The following is a 20,606-nucleotide window of genomic DNA, read 5'->3' as shown; positions in this document are numbered from 1 at the left end:
AATTATTATACGTTATCAATAAAATTTTTTGTAAAACTTTAACCAATTATGGGGTATCTCTCCCCTCATAGAATCTAAATAATCTGATTCATTACATGGTATCAAGCTTCTTCCTTCCTCTACTTCTACTTCTATCCACCAACGGTCTGAGCTTTGCGAATATATAAAAACTATCTCTCCCTCTGTTGACTGTACACGATAAGTTTCGGTAGTCTCATCTGATTTTAAATTATTTTTTGCCTCAATAAAATACCACAGCATTTCGGTCAACAACATTTTGTTTGGCGAATGCATAGATAAGTTAAAATTTGAAATATGCAAAACGTTCATACTAGGACTTAAACCAGCATACCTCATCAATCCACAAATTTCTCTTTCTGTTAGACCGTTTGGAGAAGGCACACTTACATTTTGAAAACTTGAATATTGCATAACATTCATGTCTACAGACAATAAATCTAAATCTCTAAGCAAAGGTTCTGCTTTTTTGATATCCTCTACCAATTTACCTAAACGCATATCTTCGAAGTTTAATTGCTCTAGAATATCTAATTCTTCTTTTGCAACATAAACCGCTTGGCTACCAATATTTTTAAATTCCAACAACCTATGTGTTTGATCTAAAATCATCTTGGTGATATGGTTATTGGCGGTCAAATCTTCTGTCTGTCCTTCAATATCTAATTTAATGTCTATCGTTCCAACCTTCAACAAGTCACGCTGTAGACTTTTATATAAAATATAATTAAAGGCTTGACTTCCTCCTAAGACTACAATTGTAGCTCCCGTTTCGTTTATTTGACTAACCACTTGGTGCAAAGCAAAACAAGTATCTTCAAAAGTGGCTCCTTTGGGTAAAGTTCCTATATCATAGATCGGGCGCTTCCAATTACTCACCGAAAGACTATAAAAATGATCTCTCAGTTGAGAAAATCCATTTTCATCGCCATCCAAATTAACTTCATTGTCGTCGATACCAAGCAAAACGATAGCATTAGCATCTAACTCCTCATCCAACTCAAACCTCACACGTTGATAAACCGAAAAGGCTGAGTATTCCTTATATCTCAGTTCGTAAGGAACTGGCATTAAAAATTCAGAAAAATCCATCATGTATTATTTCTTCTTTTTAGGCGCCGCTTTTTTCGTTGCGGTAGATTTTTTGGTTGTTGTCTTTTTCTTGGTGGCTGTTTTTTTCTTCGTAGCAGGCTTTTTCTTCTTGGTAGCTCCTTCAATTATCTTAGCCGCCTCTTCTGCTGTCATCTTTTCGACTTCAGTTTCTTTAGGCACCTCAACTTTGGTTTTACCTTTAATAATATTAAACCTACCCCATCTAGCTTTTTCGATTCGAATTCCTTCTTCCTCAAAAACTTGAATTACCTTTTCCTTCTCTTTTTTCTTCTTAGCTTCAATCAATTCCTTAATATCTGCAGAAGATAAATTATCGAAGTCATATTTTTTATTCACATTGATGAACAAATCATTCCACTTGATAAAAGGACCAAATCTACCTTTCCCTTTGGTTACATCTAGGCCATCATATTGTGCAATCGGAGCATCAGCTTTTTGTTTTAATTTAATCAACTCAATAGCTCTATCCTTTGTTACATCGTGTGGATCTTCTCCTTTGTCTAAAGAAATAAATGTTTTACCAAATCTTACATATGGACCATATCTACCCACATTTACAGAAACCTCTTCACCTTCGTATTTTCCTAAATCTTTAGGTAGATCGAAAAGCTTAATAGCCTCCTCAAAGGTAATTGTCATGATATTTTGATCTGGATTTAAGCTCGCAAACTTTGGCTTTTCCTCGTCTTCTACTTCACCAATTTGAATCATCGGACCATAGCGACCAATTCTAGCATACATGTTTTTACCAGATTCTGGGTCAACACCTAACAATCTTTCACCCGTAGCACGATCTGCATTTTCTTGAACATCCTCTACTGTTTCATGGAATGGTTTATAAAAGTCTTTAAGAACTTTTGTCCAGCTTTCCTTTCCTTCAGCAATTTGGTCAAAATCCTCCTCTACCTTAGCTGTAAACTGATAATCCATAATGGTTTTGAAATAATCCACTAAGAAATCGTTTACAACAATTCCAACATCTGTTGGCTTTAATTTTTTCTTATCAGCACCAAAAGTTTCAGTTTCTTTCTTCTCCTCAATCTTGCCTTGCGCTAATTCCAATACGCGAATATCTCTTTGTTCCCCATCTAGGTTAACAATCTCTACATACTCTCTTCTTTGAATCGTTGAAATCGTTGGCGCATAAGTAGAAGGTCGTCCAATACCAAGGTCTTCTAATTTTCTAACTAAAGATGCCTCCGTGTATCTTGGTGCGTGACGAGTAAACTTCTCAGTTCCTTTAATAGAAGCTGCATCTAATTTCTCTCCTTCTTTTACTTTAGGTAAAATAGATAAACCAGTTTCTGCTGGCTCGTCATCATCACTTCCTTCTTGATAAACTTTTAGGAAACCATCGAAAAGAATTACCTCTCCGTTTCCTTTATATATATGTTCTGTTTCCTTATCATTTTCAACCGAAATCGTAGTTCTCTCTAGTTTAGCTTCTGCCATTTGACTAGCTACCGTACGTTTCCAAATCAAGTCATATAAGCGCGACATAGACGGATCACCATTGAATTTAGATAATTCAAAATTGGTAGGTCGAATCGCCTCGTGAGCTTCTTGAGCTCCTTTTGCTTTGCTTTTATATTTTCTGGTTTGAGCATACTCCTTACCATATTCTTTAAGAATCATTTGGTGTGAGGCCGCCAAAGCATCATCGGATAAGTTTACACTATCCGTTCTCATATAAGTAATTAAACCTTGCTCATATAATTGTTGCGCTACACGCATGGTACGCGCCACAGGATATCCTAATTTACGAGAAGCTTCCTGTTGTAATGTTGATGTTGTGAAAGGAGCAGCAGGATTTCTCTTTCCTGGGCGTGTATCTACATTCGATACTTTAAAGTTAGCTCCATTACATTTTTCTATATGCGCTTTTGCTTCTTCATAAGTTTCAAACTCATGATCTAGCGTTGCTTGGAAAGTTTTTCCGTCTGTTGTACTAAATATAGCAACAAACTTGAAACTGTTTTGCGGCTCAAAGCCCATGATTTCCATTTCACGCTCAACGATAAGTCTTACTGCAACAGATTGCACACGACCTGCGGATAAGCCTGGCCTTACTTTTTTCCAAAGAACTGGCGACATTTCAAACCCAACCAAACGGTCTAGAATTCGACGAGCTTGTTGTGCATTCACCAAATCCTGATCGATTTCGCGGGGATTTTTAATTGCATTTTGAATTGCCTTTTTGGTAATTTCATTAAATACAATTCTACGCGTTTTATCTTTGGTAAGTCCTAATTCATGATATAAATGCCATGCAATAGCTTCCCCTTCCCGGTCCTCATCCGAAGCCAACCAAACCATATCTACTTTAGAGGAAATATTTTTTAGTTTTTTAACGACTTCTTTTTTATCAGGAGAAATAACATATTGTGGTTCAAAGTTATTATCTAAATCGATACCCATATTCTTCTTAGGAAGATCCGCGATGTGTCCAAAACTAGACTCAACTTGAAAATCATCTCCTAAGTATTTCTGTATGGTTTTTGCTTTTGCTGGTGACTCAACAATAACGAGATTTTTTGGCATAAAATTCTTGAAATTTGGTGCAAAAGTAAACAAAATACTTAATCTTGTCAGTGTTTAACTTTTTTCAAGTACTTATAGGTTAGTTTTTAACGAGCACTTTTAGTTAGTGTACATTATACAAGTTACTTATTACCATTGGGTTTCTTTACACACAAATGATTTTATATAAATATTATTCAAATTTTGTTGCATAATTTGTCGATTTGTGAATTCAGCAATGAGTGTAAATTCAAGTTTGTCTTAAAGTTTTCTATTTTTGTCTTTTAGATATTTATGCCTAAAACTACCATCATCATAATTTTTCTTGCAATTTATATCCTCGGGATAATTGGGGTAGGAATTTGGAATCGTAAAAGTTCTGATAGTGAAGATTATTTCTTGGCATCCCGCAATTTACCTGCGTGGTTATTAGCAATCACATTTGTGGCTTCGTGGTGGGGCGGCGGATCTGCAATAGACTTAGTAGATCATGCGCATAGAAATGGGTTAAGTTCTTTTTGGATTTATGGTGTACCGGTTTTAATTGCTACCGCACTGATGTTTATTTTTGCGAGAGGTATTAGAAATATAGGAACGATTTCTCAACCTCAACTGATGGCGGAGCGCTACAATAGCAAAGTGGCATTACTACTTACAATTTTTATTATCATATTTATGGTAATCGCCGCTGCGGTGCAGGTCATAGTGATAGGAAGATTTTTCCACGCTTTTTTTGATATTTCTTATGAAATGGGCGCTATCACTGGAACCTTAATCGTCCTAACCTACTCTCTTTTTGGTGGATTTAGAGGTGTCGTACTTACGGATTTTCTTCAATTTTTATTTTTCTTATTTACAGCCATTTTCTTATTCTTTTTAACCTATAATCAATCAGGAGGTTTAGAAATGGTGAAAGAAACCGCAGTCTTAAACAATAAACCTGGCTACACTTCATTTTTTAATAATGTTGGAGATAATTTAGCATATGTCATCACCTTTGGAACCTCATGGATGATTCAAGCCAATATTTGGCAACGTATTTCTGCAGCTAAGAAATCTTCGGATGCTAGAAAAATGATGGCACTTAGCTTTTTAGCATTTATTCCACTTTATTTAATGGTTACCTACACCGGAATGTTTTCAACCTTGCTATACGAAAGCGTTCCAAAAGCAGGAATTATCCCAGATTTAATTAGCAACATTCCTAACCCCATCTTGAGCTCGATTCTCTTTGTGGGCCTTTGTGCAGCTATTATGTCAACGATGGATTCTTTGGTAAATACCGGAGCACTATCATTAACTGTAGATGTTTATCAAAAATATATCAACCCAAATTTAAGTTCTCTACATTCTGTTTTAGTGGGTAGATTCGCAACTTTATTAATGTGTGGGTTGGCTTTGTTAATAGCGTTAAAAATTCAATCTGTCTTAACTATTTCATGGATTGGTGCAGACTTTTTAACCAGCGGTGCATTTATTCCTTTGGTATTTGGATTTCTATGGCTTCGTGGAACATCAAAAGCTGCTTTTATTTCTATGCTTTTCGGTTTAATTTTCTCTAGCTATAATTTAATGGTTGCTCTAGGTGTTGACTTACCTGTCGCTTGGGAGATAGCTTCTGTAACACAAGCCTTAATTGGGATTTCTGTCTCACTTATTCTTTTTGTGACGGTCAGTTTGTTCACCAAAAACGACACAGAAAAAGCTAAAGCCTTTATTGAAAAAGCCAATATTTTAAATAAATAATCTTAATCTCAATTCTTTCTCCAAAATTTCAATTTTAAATTAAACTTATTTTTAGGCATTTCAATCCTGGCTTAAAACGATTAAAGTTTAAATGCATCCACATTTAACCCTAATCTAAACGCATACACAAACAACCAATCTTGGAGAGAACATCATGAATAGAACAATTTATATTTTATATTCTATCATTAGCAACAATGTAACTCATGTTACTAATTATCATTTAAGAAACTAATATGTTTGACTTTTCTGAATTTAAAAATGTTTCAATTTAGGTCTACATATAGAAATTACTTTATCGTTGTATTAACGATACTTTTCTTTGTTCCATGTACCCTAAAGCGTGATTTAAAACATCAATTTGCGCAAGAAATTTTTCAGAATAGCCAGCAGACCAATGCTAAAACAATTAGTAGCACAAATTGCACGGCCAACTTAACTTCCATAGAGCTTCAGAAGCAGGTTGAAATTCAAAAGTTCATTCCAGCCTTTACTGAAGACAAAACAGCTTTCATTCCTGAGACTCCTCTATCTTTAGACAAAGCTCATGGGGATGAATTCACACAGCATAAGGAGAAAATCCCCACATATATTCGACTCCAGCTTTATTTAATTTGATTTAAAAACACTCTATTCTGTCAACTCGACGTTTAGCCTGGTTAATAATCAAAATTAAATAAAACATTCAATGAATAATGACATCAAAGTATCAGGACTTTCTGTTCTTTTACTCCGAATTGCCCTAAGCGGAATTTTCATCTCTGCGGGAATCACACATCTTACACATCCAGACAAAATTGCAGGACGCATAGATAATGCAGCTTATAGTGAGTTTGCCTACTTTTTTGGCGACCCTTTCATACTTGGAATTCTAACAGGTTATGTTTTACTCATAGCTGGAATTATGTTCTTATTAGGCATTTTAACGCGTTGGTCTGCGCTAATTTTATTTATAGTTCTCATTCCAATCAGCATTACAATTCAAATGGGAAATGGTCTAATTCATGGCCCGTTTTGGAAAAACATAGCTCTCTTTGGAGGCTTATTGTTTTTTATTCTTAACAATCCAAAGGCATATAATCTTTATAACAAAACAATAAAATTTTAAATAATGAAAAATCACATTTTAGTCATCCTATTTTTAATGATAGGATCATTTTTAAACACAACGAATCTTTCAGCACAAAACTTAAGTTTAAACGAAGTAGAAAACTCTATTAAAGCCGATGGCAAATATGCCTTACTAGTCAGCAATGCAAGACATCTACAAGCGGCTGTTATGACAGGAGAAGAGTTAAAATCTCAACATCCCAATTTAGATTTTCAAATAATTTTAATAGGACCTGTCGTAAAAGATTTGGCTGAAGATAAATCTTTAGAACCTAGCATTCTTAAAAGCCAAAAACTTGATATACGCATCGTAGTTTGTGAATTTGCAATGAACCATTTAGGTGTCAAAAAGTCGCAATATCACCCTTACATAAACACAACTCCAAACGGCTTCACTTATATCTTTGGTCTTCAAGAAAATGGTTATAAAACTATCACTCTTTAAATAAATCTAAATGAACAAAATATTCTTAGTACTTTTAAGCATAATCACCTTGACTGCTTTTAAGAAAAATGACCCCAAAATGAATCAAAAAGAAGAAATTGTAAGTATTCTACAGACCGCGGATATTCACGCTTATCTCAATCCTCATACAGAGCTTTTCCTTAAGAATGGAGAGATTGAGTACCGCGAAGCTGGTGGATTGGCGCACATCAAAACTTTGGTAGAAAAAGTTAGAGAAAATAATCCAGATGGAACCATTTTCTTAGATGGTGGTGATTTAATTCAAGGAAGCGGCGAAAGCATGTTGTCTCAAGGACAAATATTTCCTTCATTGATTCGTGCCATGAATTATGATTTATTAATCCCTGGAAACTGGGAAGTAATCTATGGTAAAAAACATATGATGGACGTAATGGAAGGTTATAATACCAATGTAATCGTAGCTAACATGTTCCACGAAGAAAATGATGAGAGAATTTTCCCTCCTTATTGGATAACCGAGAAAAAGGGATTAAAAATGGGCTTTATTTCTTACAATGACCCTGAAGTTCCGGTTCGTCAAAATCCTGGATTTAGCGAAGGCTTAAAATTCTCTAAAATTGAGAGTAATTTAAAGGATTTAATCAAGGAATTAAAAGAGGAACAAGAAGTTGAAGTTTTATTTTTGGTTTCCCATATTGGAATCTCCAAGCAATTACTTTTAGCTGATAATCCAGCGATTGAAGGAGTAGATTTCATTTTAGGAAATGATACGCACGAAAGAATCAGAAAACCTATACAAGGTAAATACGCCAAAGTAGTAGAACCAGGAGCGTTCGGTTCTTTTGTAGGAAGACTAGATTTGAAAGTTAAAAACGGAAAAATGACGGGGTATGATTATGAATTAATCGAAGTAAATCCTAAGAAGTTTCCAGCACATCCTGAGGTTCAGCAATTAGTAGATGAAGCAAAAGCGCCTTATTCTAAAGAACTACAAAGAGTTTTAGGCTATACTACCAACCCTATCCATAGATATTTAGTGGTTGAAAATCCAATGGATAATATGATTACCGATGCTTTATTATGGAAGTCAGGAGCAGATTTCGCGACCTCTAATGGATTCCGTTTTGGAGTTCCTATTGTTCCAGATCCTAACACAGGTAGAAAAGAAATTACCAAAGAAGATTTGTGGAGAATGCTACCCGTAGACGAACACATGAAAATTGGTGAAGTAACTGGTCAGCAAGTCAAAGATTGGTTGGAGAAAGAAATCAATAATGTATTCGCCAAAAACCCAGCAGATCGTTTTGGTGGCTGGTTGGTTCGTTTTTCTGGTTTAACCTTAAAATTTGACAGCTCTAAAGATTATGGTGATCGTGTCATTGAAATTAAAATTCAAGGTGAACCTTTAGATTTAAATAAGACTTATAGAATGGCTTCTTGTAATCGTACGGGCGAACCTATTTCAACACTTTGTCGCATGAAAGATGCAAAGAATGTAGAAATTATGGACTACACCTTACATGATGCAGTAGAGCAATATCTAGCAGAAAAAGGTGAAGTTAGCCCTGTTTTAGATGGTCGCGCTCAAGCTGTAGACCTAGGACCAAATGCATATTCCCAAGTTCCAGGAACTGATTATGAGTTTAGATAATTAAATTTTAATAAATTAATTTATCACCTAATCGCTTGTCTTTTTTTAAGGCAAGCGATTTTTATTTTCTCCGAGTTCTATCTCTTCAAAAATGATTATTTATAGATTTTTAATAAGCAGTCCGTTGGTCTTATGATACAAACTGATTACTTGATAAAAGAAATCATTTTACGTTGTATGTTTCTGTTTTAAAATTCCTTAGCCTGAAAGGTGATAGTATTTTTCACATTTAACATTTCTGAGTGATTCAAAAATCATATATTTCGAAAAATTTTAAACATATAATATTTAAATTATGAAGAATATTTTTACAGTTTTATTTGCTTTAGTTTCACTCTATGCCTTAGCCCAAGAAGAAATTATATTTAGCGAAGACTTTGAAGGAGATGCCTTACCAGGATGGACCGTAGGTGATTTAGATGGAGACGGATTCAATTGGGAGTTAGTTTTCAGTAGTGATCAAGCTGAAGAACAAGGTTGGGGCCCTGATATGTCTCTAATGCTAGGATCTTTTGGCTATAGTTTAGAACCAGGAAATGAACAGCCTTTATATCCTGATAATGTTATTATAACTCCCGAAATTGATTTACCAGATTCAGGTAATATTTCTTTAAATTTCTTACTAGGTACCAATGTTGATTTTATGAACAATCATAATTTCGCACTTTATGTTTTTGAAAGTTCAGAGAGCTTTAATGTAGATATGCTTCCATTTTTTGAAATGAATTTTGAAGGCATTTCAACTGCTCAGGAAATTGATTTAGATTTATCAAGCTTTCAAGGAAGCACTATTAAAATTGCTATGAGACACTACAACTCAGATGAACAATTTGTGTTATTATTAGATGATTTTAATATTTCTCATAATTCTAACTTGGGGGTTAAAGATATTAATGCGCCATTATCAGTTAAAATTTACCCTAATCCAGTTAAAGATATTTTGAACATTAAAAGTAATGATAGCGTAAATAAAGTTGAAATTTATAATACTGCGGGTAAACTACTTTTAACTTCAAATTCAACTCAAATTAAGGTCTCGCAATTACCTGCTGGAGCTTATTTTGCTAAAGTTCATATGGATTTTAAGACTGTAACAGAGCAGTTTATTAAAAAATAAATTCAGTCACTCAAACTGATTTTGTTTTAAACTTGAAAGTAATCAAAATTCAAAAATACTTTAAGTTTAAACTCAATTAATCCTTGAGAATTAAAAGATTAATCCAACATAAAATCGCTTGTCTTTTATTAGGCAAGCGATTTTTATTTTGTCTAGATTCTGTCGTATTAAAAATGATGATTTATAGATTTTTAATAAGCATTCCGTTGGCTCTTTTTACACAAAGTGCTATATTTATATTAGAAACAAACCCACATTAAACAGTTCTAATTTTAAAGCTAACTAAATTAGCATTACAAAAATTTAATGCGGGAATTTTGCGATTATCACATTTGACCTACCTCGAGGTACTTGGTGCGTAAAATATGTTTCTAAATTGAATAATTTAATAGACGTACTTTATGAAATATCAAGACTTTTACAACGACAGCATTGAAAACCCTGAAGAATTCTGGTTAGACAAAGCCAGTGAATTAAAATGGTTTAAAGAACCTAAAACCGCAGTTGAACAAGACGAAGAAGGTATTTACCATTGGTTTCCGGATGGTGAGACCAACCTTTGTTATTTAGCTATAGATCGCCACATAGAAGATGGTCATGGTGATGAGGTTGCTATGATTTATGATTCTGCCGTTCGCCATCACAATATTCCATACACCTACAACGAAATGAAGGAAAATGTGGAGAAAATTGCAGGTGGACTTAAGAAACTCGGTGTTGAGAAAGGAGATACCGTTGTGATTTATATGCCTATGATTCCTCATGCCGTTTTTAGCATGTTGGCATGTACAAGAATTGGCGCAATTCACTCGGTTGTATTTGGTGGGTTTGCGCCCCATGAATTAGCAGTTAGAATTGAAGATGCAGAACCTAAAGTTTTAATCACAGCTACTTCTGGAATTGAAGTCGACAGAATTATTCCATACAAACCTATGGTGGATGAGGCGATTGAACAATCTGCTCATAAGCCTGAAAAAGTAATTGTGTATAATCGTGAACTTGGAGCAGATAAACCTGAAAAAGATTACGATATCGATTATGAAGAATTAATTAAAGATGTTACACCCGCTGATTGCGTTCCGGTTCCATCTTATCATCCTTCTTATTTTTTATACACCTCTGGAACTACAGGAAAACCAAAAGGAGTTTTACGTGATACAGGTGGATATGCCACAGCGCTTAAGTTTTCGATGAAATACATTTATGGAATGAACGAAGGCGATACATTCTGGGCCGCATCTGATGTGGGCTGGGTAGTTGGACACTCCTTCATTTGTTATGGTCCCATGATTAATCGTTGTACTACTATTCTATTCGAAGGAAAACCAGTTAAAACTCCAGATGCTTCTGCATTCTGGCGCGTGATTGAGGAACACAAAGTCAACGGAATGTTTACTGCGCCTACAGCGATTCGTGCAATTAAAAGAGAAGATGCGAATGGAGATTTAATTAAAAATCATGACATTTCATCATTAAAATACTTATTCCTTGCAGGTGAGCGATGCGACGAAGCCACACTGACTTGGACAAAAGAAAAATTACAAATTCCTGTAATCGACCATTGGTGGCAAACAGAATCCGGTTGGCCGATGGTAGCCAATTTAATGGGAGTTGATCCATTTGAAATTAAAATTGGCTCCTCTGGAAAACCTGTCCCAGGTTATCAAATTCAAATTTTAACTGAAGAAGGTTATGCTGCCGAAACCAATGAAGAAGGCTATGTTGCTATCAAACTTCCGATGCCACCAGGATTTATGCCGACGCTTTGGCGCAATAACGAAAGATACAAAGCTGGATATTTACAACGCTTCCCTGGATATTACTTCTCTGGCGATGGCGGATACATAGACGAAGATGGTTATGTATTTATTACAGGGCGTGTGGATGATGTCATCAACGTGGCAGGACATCGACTTTCCACCTCAACCATGGAAGAAGTTGTGGCGAATCACCCTGCAGTTGCTGAATGCGCTGTGATTGGTGTTGAAGATAATTTAAGGGGACAAGTTCCGCATGCTTTAATTGTTCTTAAAATCGGACAAGAAGACTACGAACATTTTAAATTACAAACTGAACTTGTGCAAATGGTTCGTCAGCAAGTTGGACCTGTTGCAGTTTTGAAAACCATTTCGGTGGTAAAGCGCTTACCAAAAACTAGATCAGGCAAGATTCTACGCAAGACCATGCGCGCTATGATCGATGGGAAAGATTACACGGTTCCATCAACGATAGAAGATCCTTTTGTTTTAGACGAATTGATTGAGCAGTTCAGGAGCGAGAAAATTGGAGCTTTTTCAAAGACAGAAAAAGATATTACTAGTTCATTAAAAGTCTTAGCTGATAGCTATTACAACATTGATTCCTTAGAGAAATATATTGATGTTTATAGAATTTCTAAACAAGATCCAGAAGACTTTTGGAGCACCATTGCCACCAATAATTTTCATTGGAGAAAAACTTGGGACAAGGTTTTAGAATGGGATAAAAAAGAGAGTAAAGTTGAGTGGTTTAAAAATGCTAAACTAAACATTACCGAAAACTGTATCGACCGACACCTTAGAACACGAGGAGAGAAAACTGCTATTATTTTTGAACCTAATGATCCAAAGGAAAAAGCTCAACATATTTCCTATAATGAATTAGCGCAGCATGTGAATCGCATGGCAAATGTGCTTAAAAATAATGGCATCAAAAAGGGTGATAAAGTTTGTATTTATTTACCTATGATTCCAGCTTTAACCTATACAATGTTGGCTTGCGCAAGAATTGGTGCTATTCATTCTGTGGTTTTTGCAGGATTTTCTTCAAAAGCGCTTTCATCTAGAATCAACGATGCAGATTGTAAATTAATCGTGACAGCGGATGGTTCTTATCGTGGGTCTAAAACGATAGATTTAAAGAAAATCGTTGATGAAGCTTTATTAGATACGCCTAATTTAGAAACTTGTCTGGTAGCCAAGCGAATTCACGACAAAGTAGAATGGGTAGAAGGCCGCGACAAATGGCTTCACGAAGAATTAATGAATGCTTCTTCTGAATGCGAGGCTGAAGAAATGGATGCAGAGGATCCTTTATTTATTCTATACACTTCTGGCTCCACTGGAACACCGAAAGGAATGGTTCACACCACGGCTGGATACATGGTATTTACGGCATTTACCTTTAAAAATGTATTCCAATATAAAAACGATGATGTCTATTGGTGTACCGCCGATATTGGCTGGATTACAGGACATAGCTATATCGTTTACGGTCCACTTGCCAATGGAGCGACCACAGTTATGTTTGAAGGAGTTCCTTCTTATCCTGATTATGGAAGATTTTGGGATGTTATAGACAAGCATAAAGTGAATCAATTTTACACAGCACCAACCGCTATTCGTGCATTAGCAAAACAAGATTTAAGTTTTGTAGATGAGCATGACTTATCAAGTTTAAAAATCCTTGGATCTGTGGGGGAACCTATTAACGAGGAAGCTTGGCACTGGTATAATGACCATATTGGGAAGAAAAAATGCCCAATTGTGGATACTTGGTGGCAGACAGAAACAGGTGGAATCATGATTTCCCCTATTCCATATGTAACGCCAACCAAACCAACTTATGCTACTTTACCAATACCGGGAATTCAACCGGTTTTAATGGAAGCCAATGGTGTTGAGATTAAAGGAAATCAAGTAGACGGAAAACTTTGTATCGCATATCCATGGCCAGGAATGGCAAGAACTGTATATAACAATCATGAACGTTATAAAGAGACCTATTTCTCTACTTTCCCAGGCTTGTATTTTACGGGTGATGGTGCATTGAGAGATGAAGTTGGTTATTATCGAATCACAGGACGTGTAGATGATGTAGTAATTGTTTCTGGGCATAACCTCGGAACCGCTCCTATTGAAGATGCGATCAACGAACATCAAGCCATTGCTGAATCGGCGATTGTTAGCTTCCCACATGAGATTAAAGGAAGTGCATTGTATGGTTATGTGACTTTAAAAGATGAAGGAAGCAAACGTGACCAAGATAATTTACGCAAAGAGATCAATCAGTTGATTACAGCTAAAATTGGTCCTATCGCGAAATTAGACAAGATTCAGTTTGTGAATAGTTTGCCAAAAACTAGAAGTGGAAAAATCATGCGTAGAATTCTTCGTAAAATCGCGAGTCGAGATACCGAGAATATGGGTGATACTTCTACTTTATTAAACCCAGATGTGGTAGAGGAAATCAACAAAAATGTTTTATAAATAGTTTGCTCATAATTACTATTTGTAATGGCGTCTATTTTGGACGCCATTTTTTATTAACTTTAAACAAATTAAAAGCATGAGTCCATTAGAAATATTCAATTTCAGGAAGACCAAAGAACTAGATTCTTGGGAAGTCACAGATGATGTAGTAATGGGCGGAAAATCCAATAGTCATTTTAGCATCAATTCAGAGCGTAAAGGTATTTTCCAAGGTAAAGTTTCAACGGAGAATAATGGTGGATTTTCTTCAGTTCGTTATCGTTTTAATCCGATTAGAGTTGAAGGTTTATTAAAAGTTAAACTCAAAGTAAAAGGAGATAATCAAAGGTTTCAATTTCGATTAAAAGAAAAGCAAACAGATGATCATTCCTATATTCAATATTTTGAAACTAATGGAGAGTGGCAAGAAATTGAAATTGAGTTAAATAATTTATATCCAACTTATCGCGGAAATAAACTTGATAAACCTAATTTTAAAGGAAATTATATCGAGGAAATTGGGTTTCTAATTGGGAATAATAAGAATGAAGAGTTTCGACTCGAAATCGACAGTATTTATTTAATTTAAAATTAAATTCTATGATTAAAACTAGCAAAGGCACACAGGCTGATATCCCTGGAATTTTAGCTCTTCAGGAAAAGAATTTATTCAGAAACCTCAGCGAAGAAGAACTAAAGAAAGGGTTTGTTACAACTCCTTTCACCGTTGAACAACTACAAGAATTAATTGATTTGAACGGCGTTTTTGTTGCTAAAAATAAAGATAATAAAATTATTGCCTATGCTTTTGCTGGGAGCTGGAAGTATTTCGAACAATGGGAAATCTTTAATTACATGGTTTCAAGATTTCCACTAATCAATTTTAGAGGCCAAGAAATTACCACAGAAAACAGTTTTCAATATGGCCCGATTTGCATTGACGAAAAATACCGTGGTCGAGGTGTTATCAATCAAATATTTGAAGAGATGAGGTTGGAATTAGTGAAGAAGTATCCGATTTCAGTTACTTTCATCAATAAAGTAAATGTGATTTCTAAAGAGGCACACACTAGAAAACTTGGGTGGGAAATCATTGACGAATTTGAGTTTAACAATAATCACTATATCAGCTTGGGGTTAGATATGACTAAATCAGTTTTATAATTATTAAAATCACTTCTCTGTGAGATAGCGCCAATAGCGTTTTGGAACATGCTGCAGATGTAGTTTGGTGTTTTTTCGTGAATTAAAATTTGTGGATTTAAAATAGTTTTTCCACAATTTTTGATATTCCATTTCTGCTGAATCCCACTCCACCTCTAACACCGCCGGTTGATTATGAGCATTATCTTTTGCAATTTCCAAAGTTGAAACCGTATTTAAATCATAATAAATTCCGTAGTTGCGTTTTAAGTCAAAAATGAGCCATTTCTGATCGGCATAGCGATTTTTAAAATGATTACTTATGAGCGGAAGAACATCAAAATCGGGTTCTATGGTCGCATAAAAAACTTGATCCTTCCCCAGCTCAAACCGCACAAATGCATTCATACGATGCCTTTCTCGGTTTAAACTTTTAAGAATTTGTTGCAACTTTAAAACATCTGGATGACCATAGTTTTTCAAAACATTCTTTTTCTCTTGAAAAGTATATTTAATCAAACTTAAAATCAAATCGTCAACATTTGGCAATTCACTTAAAGTGGCTTTCCAGAAAGAATTAAATCCCGACTTACCAAGATATTCTTTCAACTTTTCACCTACCCTTTTAAACTTCTGATCGGAAAAATCTACTTCAACACTACGAGCAAATAAATCTGGGATTTCTTGATTTTTCTTACATAATTTAACCTGCGAAAGCTTTTGATCATATACATCAAAAACTGCAGAAATTAATCCCTCAAAGCTTCCATCATAAATCAAATAAACCATCTGTTTCCCTTCTTAAAACAATGAAAGTTGCGTGCTAAACTTATTAGAATATTTACTTTTCCCTGATTGAATGATGAGATTCCTGAGCGTTAGGCTATCCCAGTCATTAGCATTGAAATAATTTTTAGATGTAATAAAATACTGCGCACGATTCATGGCAATTCCTAATTTCTTTAATTGCTCTTGCCCTAGTTTTCCAAATCTTCGCGCTGAAACAATTTTCTTAGCTGACTTAACACCTATTCCAGGAATTCTTAGAATCATATGATAATCCGCGGTGTTGACATCTATTGGAAAAAGATGACGATTGCGTAAAGCCCAAGACAATTTTGGGTCGATTTCTAAATCTAAATGAGGATAGGTTTCATTTACGATCTCTGAAGGATCAAACTGATAAAATCTAAAAAGCCAATCGGTTTGATACAATCGATTCTCCCTAACCATAGGCACCGGCGTACCCAAATCTGGCAATTTATTATCCTTTAAAACCGGTACATAACCAGAATAATAAACTCTCTTGAGATTGAAATTTTTATATAAAAAAGTTGAAGTTTTCACGATATCTAAATCGGTTTCATTGGTAGCTCCAATAATCATTTGACTACTCTGCCCAGCTGGCGTAAATTGTGGAGTAGACTTAATGATTTTCTTCTCAGACTTATTTTCTATAATTGCGTTGCTAATGGTTTTCATCGGCTTAATGAAATCCTCATGTTTTTTGTCGGGTGCCAACAAAGCTAAACCACTTTTGGTTGGAAGTTCAATATTTACACTTAATCTATCCGCCCAAAGTCCAGCCTCTTGCATTAATTCATCACTTGCTCCTGGAATAGTTTTCAAGTGAATATAACCATTGAATTTATGCTCCGTTCTTAACTTTTTAGCAACTCTCACCAATCTTTCCATGGTGAAGTCAGAATTTTTAAAAATCCCAGAAGAGAGAAAGAGGCCTTCGATATAATTTCTTCGATAAAAATTAATAGTTAATTCAACCACCTCATCTACCGTAAACGCCGCACGTTTAATGTCGTTACTCTTCCTTGAAACGCAATACAAACAATCATAAATACAATGATTAGTCAATAAAATTTTCAACAAAGAAACACAGCGACCATCTTCTGTATAGGTGTGACAAATACCCATGCCACTACTATCACCCAAACCTTTGTTAGTGTTTTCACGATTACTTCCGCTAGAGGAACAAGAAACATCATACTTCGCAGCATCCGCTAAAATCCCCAATTTTTCTTGCAATCTCTCCCAATTCATATTCAAAGCATTAGGGAACAAATATCATTACAACTTGGAAAATTACCAAATTTAAAATCATAAATTATGGATAATTTCCATTAAGCATTTAGTAAGCTAGAGTTAACAAGATTCTACTTATTAATTCACTAATTTTGTAGCTATGTCAAAAGCTTTCCAAAAGGCCGAAAAAACCATTATCCAAAGTGTTTTGGGGAATATCCTTATGGCTGGATTGAAGATTACGGGAGGAGTCTTGGGAAATTCTTTTGCTCTAATCGCCGATGGTATTGAGTCCTTAACCGATGTACTATCATCTTTTCTAGTTTGGATTGGCATCAGATACGCCAATCGTCCGGCAGATGAAGATCATCCTTATGGACATGGAAAAGCTGAGCCATTAATCACTTTTGTGGTAGTTTTATTTTTAGTTCTGGCTGCCATTGGAATTGCATATCAAGCTATTGTGAATATTCAGTCACCGAGAACAGCTCCAGAAGCATTTACTCTTTGGATTTTAGCTGGTATCATTATCGCCAAAGAAATTATGTATCGCATAGTTTCAAAAACTGGAAAAGAAACTAGAAGTACCGCTATTTCTGCGGATGCGTGGCACCACAGATCAGACGCAATAACTTCATTGATGGCGTTTTTAGGCGTTTCGATTGCTTTAATTATGGGTGAAGGTTGGGAATCTGCAGATGATTGGGCTGCATTATTCGCCAGTGGAATTATTGTTTTTAATGCTTATTTAATCTTTCGTCCAGCCTTGGGAGAAATTATGGACGAACATATTTACGATGACTTTATTGAAGTTATTAAAGCAACTGCAGAAGAAGTTGAAGGTGTTATCTCCACCGAGAAATGCTACGTTCGTAAACACGGAATGCAATACAATATTGATTTACATTTAATAGTTTCGGGTAAAATTTCTGTGCAGGAAGGACATAAAATTGCGCATATGACCAAAAATGCTTTGGTAGAAAAATTCCCTGAGATTCTAGATGTTTTAATTCATGTAGAGCCAGATATCTGTGAGATTGATTTTTAATTAATCCATTCTTTGGCACGAAAGTAGAATAAGTCTAGACATGAAGAAATTAATCCTAAGCCTTTCTATCCTAACTACAGGCATATTATCTGCACAGAACTCAAGCATAAATGTTGAGGTAAATAATATTAAAAATTCTAAAGGTGATATCGCCTTGGCGCTTTATGACAGTGCAAAAAATTTCACTAAAAAGGAAGTAAAAGCAACTAAAGTAAGAGCTAAAAAAGGTAAAGTCGTTGTAACCTTTGATAATTTACCAGAAGGAAATTACGCTATTGCCATTTTACATGACGAAAATAGTAATGAAAAAATGGATTTTAATATGCTAGGCATTCCCAAAGAAGATTATGGTTTTTCTAATAATGCCAAGGGTGTATTTGCTCCACCTAAATTTAAGGATGCTGCTTTTAAGTTAAACGCTAACGAAACTAAAAAAGTTAAAATTAGTCTTTAAAAGAAATAAAATTAGGACTTACTTTTCACCTTAAAAGTCCATAAAAACCAAAATTCAGAAACCATATCTCCGGCTTCGTCATATCCTCTAGAAGTTAATTTTAGGGTTTGACCTTCCTTGGTATCTATGGCTTTTTGAATTACATCTTTAATTTTATCACCCTCATCGCACACAAAAGTGATTCGACCGACTGCTTTCTTGGTAAACTTTCCGTTTTGTTCTAGAACAAGCATAGAAATCTTTTCCCCAGATTTTTGAACTTGGTCCATGCACATAAATCCTGTGGTGAACTCGGCGGCCATTCCCTGAACTGCCCAAAACATACTTCTGAACGGATTTTGAGAAAATTTAGATAATTTGACTTTAATCTCACATTTTTGATTTGAAAATGATTTTAATCTTAAGCCTGCAATCCAAGCGATTGGGATTTTAAAAAAAAGTATTTTCCTAAACTGCTGTGCATTCATAGTAAATTTTTCCCAAATATAACTTAAATCATAGTTTAAATCTCATATAACGAAAGCTTATTATTATATTTGCATATCAAAATTAGTTTAGTCGAATGATTTATATTTTAATCTTTTTTGCGGCACATTGGTATTTGTCTTTGTTTACGCAAACCTTTTTCCACCACAGATATGCTGCACACGGAATGTTTACCATGTCTCGATTCTGGGAAAAATTCTTTCATGTTTTCTCATTTTTCGCACAAGGCTCTAGTTATCTGAGCCCATACGCGTATGGAGTAATGCATAGATTGCATCACGCTTATGCCGATACAGAAAAAGATCCACACTCTCCAAAATACGATAAGAACTTGTTTACCATGATGTGGAGAACAAGAGGTATTTATAAAGCTATTGACACAGGTCAGGCTAAAATCGAAGAGAAATTTACTAGAAATGTTCCTGCTTGGAGAGAATTCGACAGGTTTGCAGAGCACAACTTAGTGAGATTCCTTTGGGTTGTATTCTATGTAGTTCTTTACTACTACTTTGCAGATCGTTGGTGGTTATACTTATTAATCCCTATTCATGCGGTAATGGGACCATTCCACGGAGTTATCATTAACTGGTTTGCACACAAATATGGTTATAGAAACTTTGATGTTAAAGATACTTCTATGAACCTAATGCCAGTAGACATATTTATGCTTGGAGAAGGTTTCCATAACAATCACCATAAGTATGGTGGTAGACCTAACTTTGGAAATAAATGGTGGGAGTTTGATCCAGTTTATCCATTTATCTGGTTATTTGATAAGTTGAACATTATTCAACTTAAACATAAGGATCCGGAGGACTATATGGGTTAAGATGCTTATAAGAAGCATAAAGCTCATCTAAAACCACTGCACCTTTTGGAGAAACCAATCCATACATTATAATTTTAGCAGACATTATTCTTAGCTTCTCAAAGCTATAGACATTTTCCTTGGGCATGTCCATGGTTCTGTTGCCGTTGTATACCATACTAAAAAATCGGCCAACATATTCCGGGTCATGCTCAAGTTTGTAATAACCTTCTTGAACTCCACGCTCATAATTTTTCTGTAGAAGGCGTTGAATCAACTCTAACAAGGCCCCTTTGTAGCGTACAAGAATTTCAGGATAGTATTTCTCTAGTTCCTCTAGATTTTGTTTATCCTGCTCGGTTCCTATATATCCATAGAAACCGTTCATAAAGCTTATGACTGATTCTATGGCATTAGGACTATTTTCCTCAGCAGTCTGAGCTAGTTCCTCTACATTACTAAGATTGTGTTGTAAAACCCTCCAAATAATATCTTTTTTATTATCGAAATAGATATAAAGCGTTTTTTTAGAAATATTTAATCTCGCTGCTATATCATCTACCCTAAGGTTCCAGTAACCTACTTCTAGAAATAATGGAGTGATCCGTTTAATTAGTTCTTCTGACTTATCCATTTTGCTTAATTCTTAGGCTATATTCTTTATAATTAGCACCTTTAGCAGTATGCTAATGATTC

General features: G+C 35.1%; 18 protein-coding genes and 1 pseudogene. 13 read left to right on the top strand and 6 right to left on the bottom strand.

All coding sequences use genetic code 11. The annotated features are described in order from the left end of the window. Nucleotides 1-15 precede the first annotated feature (15 nt). Nucleotides 16-1,113, bottom strand: coding sequence for an arginase family protein (locus NLM59_RS10980; protein WP_304417827.1), 1,098 nt, complete (start codon nucleotides 1,111-1,113; stop codon nucleotides 16-18). Between the two features lie 3 nt (nucleotides 1,114-1,116). Then, entirely contained in the window at nucleotides 1,117-3,672 is a 2,556-nt protein-coding gene (topA, locus tag NLM59_RS10975; RefSeq protein ID WP_304417826.1) for a type I DNA topoisomerase, read from the bottom strand. Between the two features lie 273 nt (nucleotides 3,673-3,945). Between topA and NLM59_RS10970 the strand changes: the two genes are divergently transcribed. The 10 genes and pseudogenes from NLM59_RS10970 to NLM59_RS10930 all read left to right on the top strand — a co-directional run bounded on the left by NLM59_RS10970 (nucleotide 3,946) and on the right by NLM59_RS10930 (nucleotide 15,095). Beyond that, nucleotides 3,946-5,397: a sodium:solute symporter family protein gene (locus NLM59_RS10970; RefSeq protein WP_304417825.1), complete on the top strand. Its 1,452-nt coding sequence runs from the start codon at nucleotides 3,946-3,948 to the stop codon at nucleotides 5,395-5,397. Nucleotides 5,398-5,658: 261 nt separating this feature from the next. Continuing rightward, complete coding sequence (locus NLM59_RS10965; protein WP_304417824.1) at nucleotides 5,659-6,015, top strand: hypothetical protein; 357 nt, start codon at nucleotides 5,659-5,661, stop codon at nucleotides 6,013-6,015. A gap of 70 nt (nucleotides 6,016-6,085) precedes the next feature. Continuing rightward, complete coding sequence (locus NLM59_RS10960; protein ID WP_304417823.1) at nucleotides 6,086-6,505, top strand: DoxX family protein; 420 nt, start codon at nucleotides 6,086-6,088, stop codon at nucleotides 6,503-6,505. A 3-nt stretch (nucleotides 6,506-6,508) separates the two neighbouring features. Then, the gene (locus NLM59_RS10955) at nucleotides 6,509-6,952 is read left to right on the top strand and encodes a DsrE family protein (RefSeq protein WP_304417822.1); all 444 of its coding nucleotides are present in this window, start codon (nucleotides 6,509-6,511) and stop codon (nucleotides 6,950-6,952) included. Between the two features lie 10 nt (nucleotides 6,953-6,962). Continuing rightward, nucleotides 6,963-8,585, top strand: coding sequence for a bifunctional metallophosphatase/5'-nucleotidase (locus NLM59_RS10950; protein ID WP_304417821.1), 1,623 nt, complete (start codon nucleotides 6,963-6,965; stop codon nucleotides 8,583-8,585). Nucleotides 8,586-8,880: 295 nt separating this feature from the next. Further along, on the top strand, nucleotides 8,881-9,702 hold the full coding sequence (locus NLM59_RS10945; RefSeq protein WP_304417820.1) for a T9SS-dependent choice-of-anchor J family protein: 822 nt from the start codon (nucleotides 8,881-8,883) through the stop codon (nucleotides 9,700-9,702). 401 nt (nucleotides 9,703-10,103) lie between these two features. After that, nucleotides 10,104-11,963, top strand: a pseudogene (locus NLM59_RS11950) (acetate--CoA ligase); the annotation flags it as partial. A 51-nt stretch (nucleotides 11,964-12,014) separates the two neighbouring features. Further along, nucleotides 12,015-13,949, top strand: a complete 1,935-nt coding sequence (gene acs, locus NLM59_RS11945) for an acetate--CoA ligase (protein ID WP_407986248.1) — start codon at nucleotides 12,015-12,017, stop codon at nucleotides 13,947-13,949. A gap of 79 nt (nucleotides 13,950-14,028) precedes the next feature. After that, nucleotides 14,029-14,520 (top strand): CIA30 family protein, encoded by a 492-nt coding sequence (locus tag NLM59_RS10935; protein ID WP_304417818.1) that lies wholly within the window; start codon nucleotides 14,029-14,031, stop codon nucleotides 14,518-14,520. 11 nt (nucleotides 14,521-14,531) lie between these two features. Further along, the gene (locus NLM59_RS10930) at nucleotides 14,532-15,095 is read left to right on the top strand and encodes a GNAT family N-acetyltransferase (RefSeq protein ID WP_304417817.1); all 564 of its coding nucleotides are present in this window, start codon (nucleotides 14,532-14,534) and stop codon (nucleotides 15,093-15,095) included. Between the two features lie 9 nt (nucleotides 15,096-15,104). Here the strand turns inward: NLM59_RS10930 and NLM59_RS10925 are convergent, their stop codons facing one another. Continuing rightward, nucleotides 15,105-15,863, bottom strand: coding sequence for a TIGR03915 family putative DNA repair protein (locus NLM59_RS10925; protein WP_304417816.1), 759 nt, complete (start codon nucleotides 15,861-15,863; stop codon nucleotides 15,105-15,107). A gap of 12 nt (nucleotides 15,864-15,875) precedes the next feature. Continuing rightward, nucleotides 15,876-17,132: a putative DNA modification/repair radical SAM protein gene (locus NLM59_RS10920; RefSeq protein WP_304417815.1), complete on the bottom strand. Its 1,257-nt coding sequence runs from the start codon at nucleotides 17,130-17,132 to the stop codon at nucleotides 15,876-15,878. 142 nt (nucleotides 17,133-17,274) lie between these two features. On the opposite strand from NLM59_RS10920, the gene NLM59_RS10915 reads away from it, so the two are divergent. After that, entirely contained in the window at nucleotides 17,275-18,162 is an 888-nt protein-coding gene (locus tag NLM59_RS10915) for a cation diffusion facilitator family transporter (RefSeq protein ID WP_304417814.1), read from the top strand. Nucleotides 18,163-18,202: 40 nt separating this feature from the next. After that, a complete protein-coding gene (locus NLM59_RS10910) occupies nucleotides 18,203-18,616 on the top strand; it encodes a DUF2141 domain-containing protein (RefSeq protein WP_304417813.1) in 414 nt (137 codons plus the stop codon). A gap of 11 nt (nucleotides 18,617-18,627) precedes the next feature. Here the strand turns inward: NLM59_RS10910 and NLM59_RS10905 are convergent, their stop codons facing one another. After that, complete coding sequence (locus NLM59_RS10905) at nucleotides 18,628-19,083, bottom strand: DUF4442 domain-containing protein (RefSeq protein ID WP_304417812.1); 456 nt, start codon at nucleotides 19,081-19,083, stop codon at nucleotides 18,628-18,630. A 95-nt stretch (nucleotides 19,084-19,178) separates the two neighbouring features. On the opposite strand from NLM59_RS10905, the gene NLM59_RS10900 reads away from it, so the two are divergent. Next, nucleotides 19,179-19,931 (top strand): acyl-CoA desaturase, encoded by a 753-nt coding sequence (locus NLM59_RS10900; protein ID WP_304417811.1) that lies wholly within the window; start codon nucleotides 19,179-19,181, stop codon nucleotides 19,929-19,931. Here the strand turns inward: NLM59_RS10900 and NLM59_RS11955 are convergent. Further along, nucleotides 19,897-20,544 carry a TetR/AcrR family transcriptional regulator gene (locus tag NLM59_RS11955; protein ID WP_304417810.1) on the bottom strand — a complete coding sequence of 216 codons (648 nt, stop codon included), beginning with the start codon at nucleotides 20,542-20,544 and terminating at the stop codon, nucleotides 19,897-19,899. The genes NLM59_RS10900 and NLM59_RS11955 overlap by 35 nt on opposite strands. Nucleotides 20,545-20,606: the final 62 nt, after the last annotated feature.

Source organism: Profundicola chukchiensis (assembly GCF_029664245.1).
GTDB lineage: Bacteria > Bacteroidota > Bacteroidia > Flavobacteriales > Weeksellaceae > Profundicola > Profundicola chukchiensis.
Note: the sequence above shows the minus strand (reverse complement) of the source record. Positions and strands in the feature narration are given on the sequence as shown.

What these genes read in the sequence shown, in the direction of transcription:
- NLM59_RS10980 (WP_304417827.1), bottom strand. Translation starts at nt 1,113, where the DNA reads ATGATGGATTTTTCTGAATTTTTAATGCCAGTTCCTTACGAACTGAGA.
- topA (WP_304417826.1), bottom strand. Translation starts at nt 3,672, where the DNA reads ATGCCAAAAAATCTCGTTATTGTTGAGTCACCAGCAAAAGCAAAAACC.
- NLM59_RS10970 (WP_304417825.1), top strand. Translation starts at nt 3,946, where the DNA reads ATGCCTAAAACTACCATCATCATAATTTTTCTTGCAATTTATATCCTC.
- NLM59_RS10965 (WP_304417824.1), top strand. Translation starts at nt 5,659, where the DNA reads ATGTTTCAATTTAGGTCTACATATAGAAATTACTTTATCGTTGTATTA.
- NLM59_RS10960 (WP_304417823.1), top strand. Translation starts at nt 6,086, where the DNA reads ATGAATAATGACATCAAAGTATCAGGACTTTCTGTTCTTTTACTCCGA.
- NLM59_RS10955 (WP_304417822.1), top strand. Translation starts at nt 6,509, where the DNA reads ATGAAAAATCACATTTTAGTCATCCTATTTTTAATGATAGGATCATTT.
- NLM59_RS10950 (WP_304417821.1), top strand. Translation starts at nt 6,963, where the DNA reads ATGAACAAAATATTCTTAGTACTTTTAAGCATAATCACCTTGACTGCT.
- NLM59_RS10945 (WP_304417820.1), top strand. Translation starts at nt 8,881, where the DNA reads ATGAAGAATATTTTTACAGTTTTATTTGCTTTAGTTTCACTCTATGCC.
- NLM59_RS10935 (WP_304417818.1), top strand. Translation starts at nt 14,029, where the DNA reads ATGAGTCCATTAGAAATATTCAATTTCAGGAAGACCAAAGAACTAGAT.
- NLM59_RS10930 (WP_304417817.1), top strand. Translation starts at nt 14,532, where the DNA reads ATGATTAAAACTAGCAAAGGCACACAGGCTGATATCCCTGGAATTTTA.
- NLM59_RS10925 (WP_304417816.1), bottom strand. Translation starts at nt 15,863, where the DNA reads ATGGTTTATTTGATTTATGATGGAAGCTTTGAGGGATTAATTTCTGCA.
- NLM59_RS10920 (WP_304417815.1), bottom strand. Translation starts at nt 17,132, where the DNA reads ATGAATTGGGAGAGATTGCAAGAAAAATTGGGGATTTTAGCGGATGCT.
- NLM59_RS10915 (WP_304417814.1), top strand. Translation starts at nt 17,275, where the DNA reads ATGTCAAAAGCTTTCCAAAAGGCCGAAAAAACCATTATCCAAAGTGTT.
- NLM59_RS10910 (WP_304417813.1), top strand. Translation starts at nt 18,203, where the DNA reads ATGAAGAAATTAATCCTAAGCCTTTCTATCCTAACTACAGGCATATTA.
- NLM59_RS10905 (WP_304417812.1), bottom strand. Translation starts at nt 19,083, where the DNA reads ATGAATGCACAGCAGTTTAGGAAAATACTTTTTTTTAAAATCCCAATC.
- NLM59_RS10900 (WP_304417811.1), top strand. Translation starts at nt 19,179, where the DNA reads ATGATTTATATTTTAATCTTTTTTGCGGCACATTGGTATTTGTCTTTG.
- NLM59_RS11955 (WP_304417810.1), bottom strand. Translation starts at nt 20,544, where the DNA reads ATGGATAAGTCAGAAGAACTAATTAAACGGATCACTCCATTATTTCTA.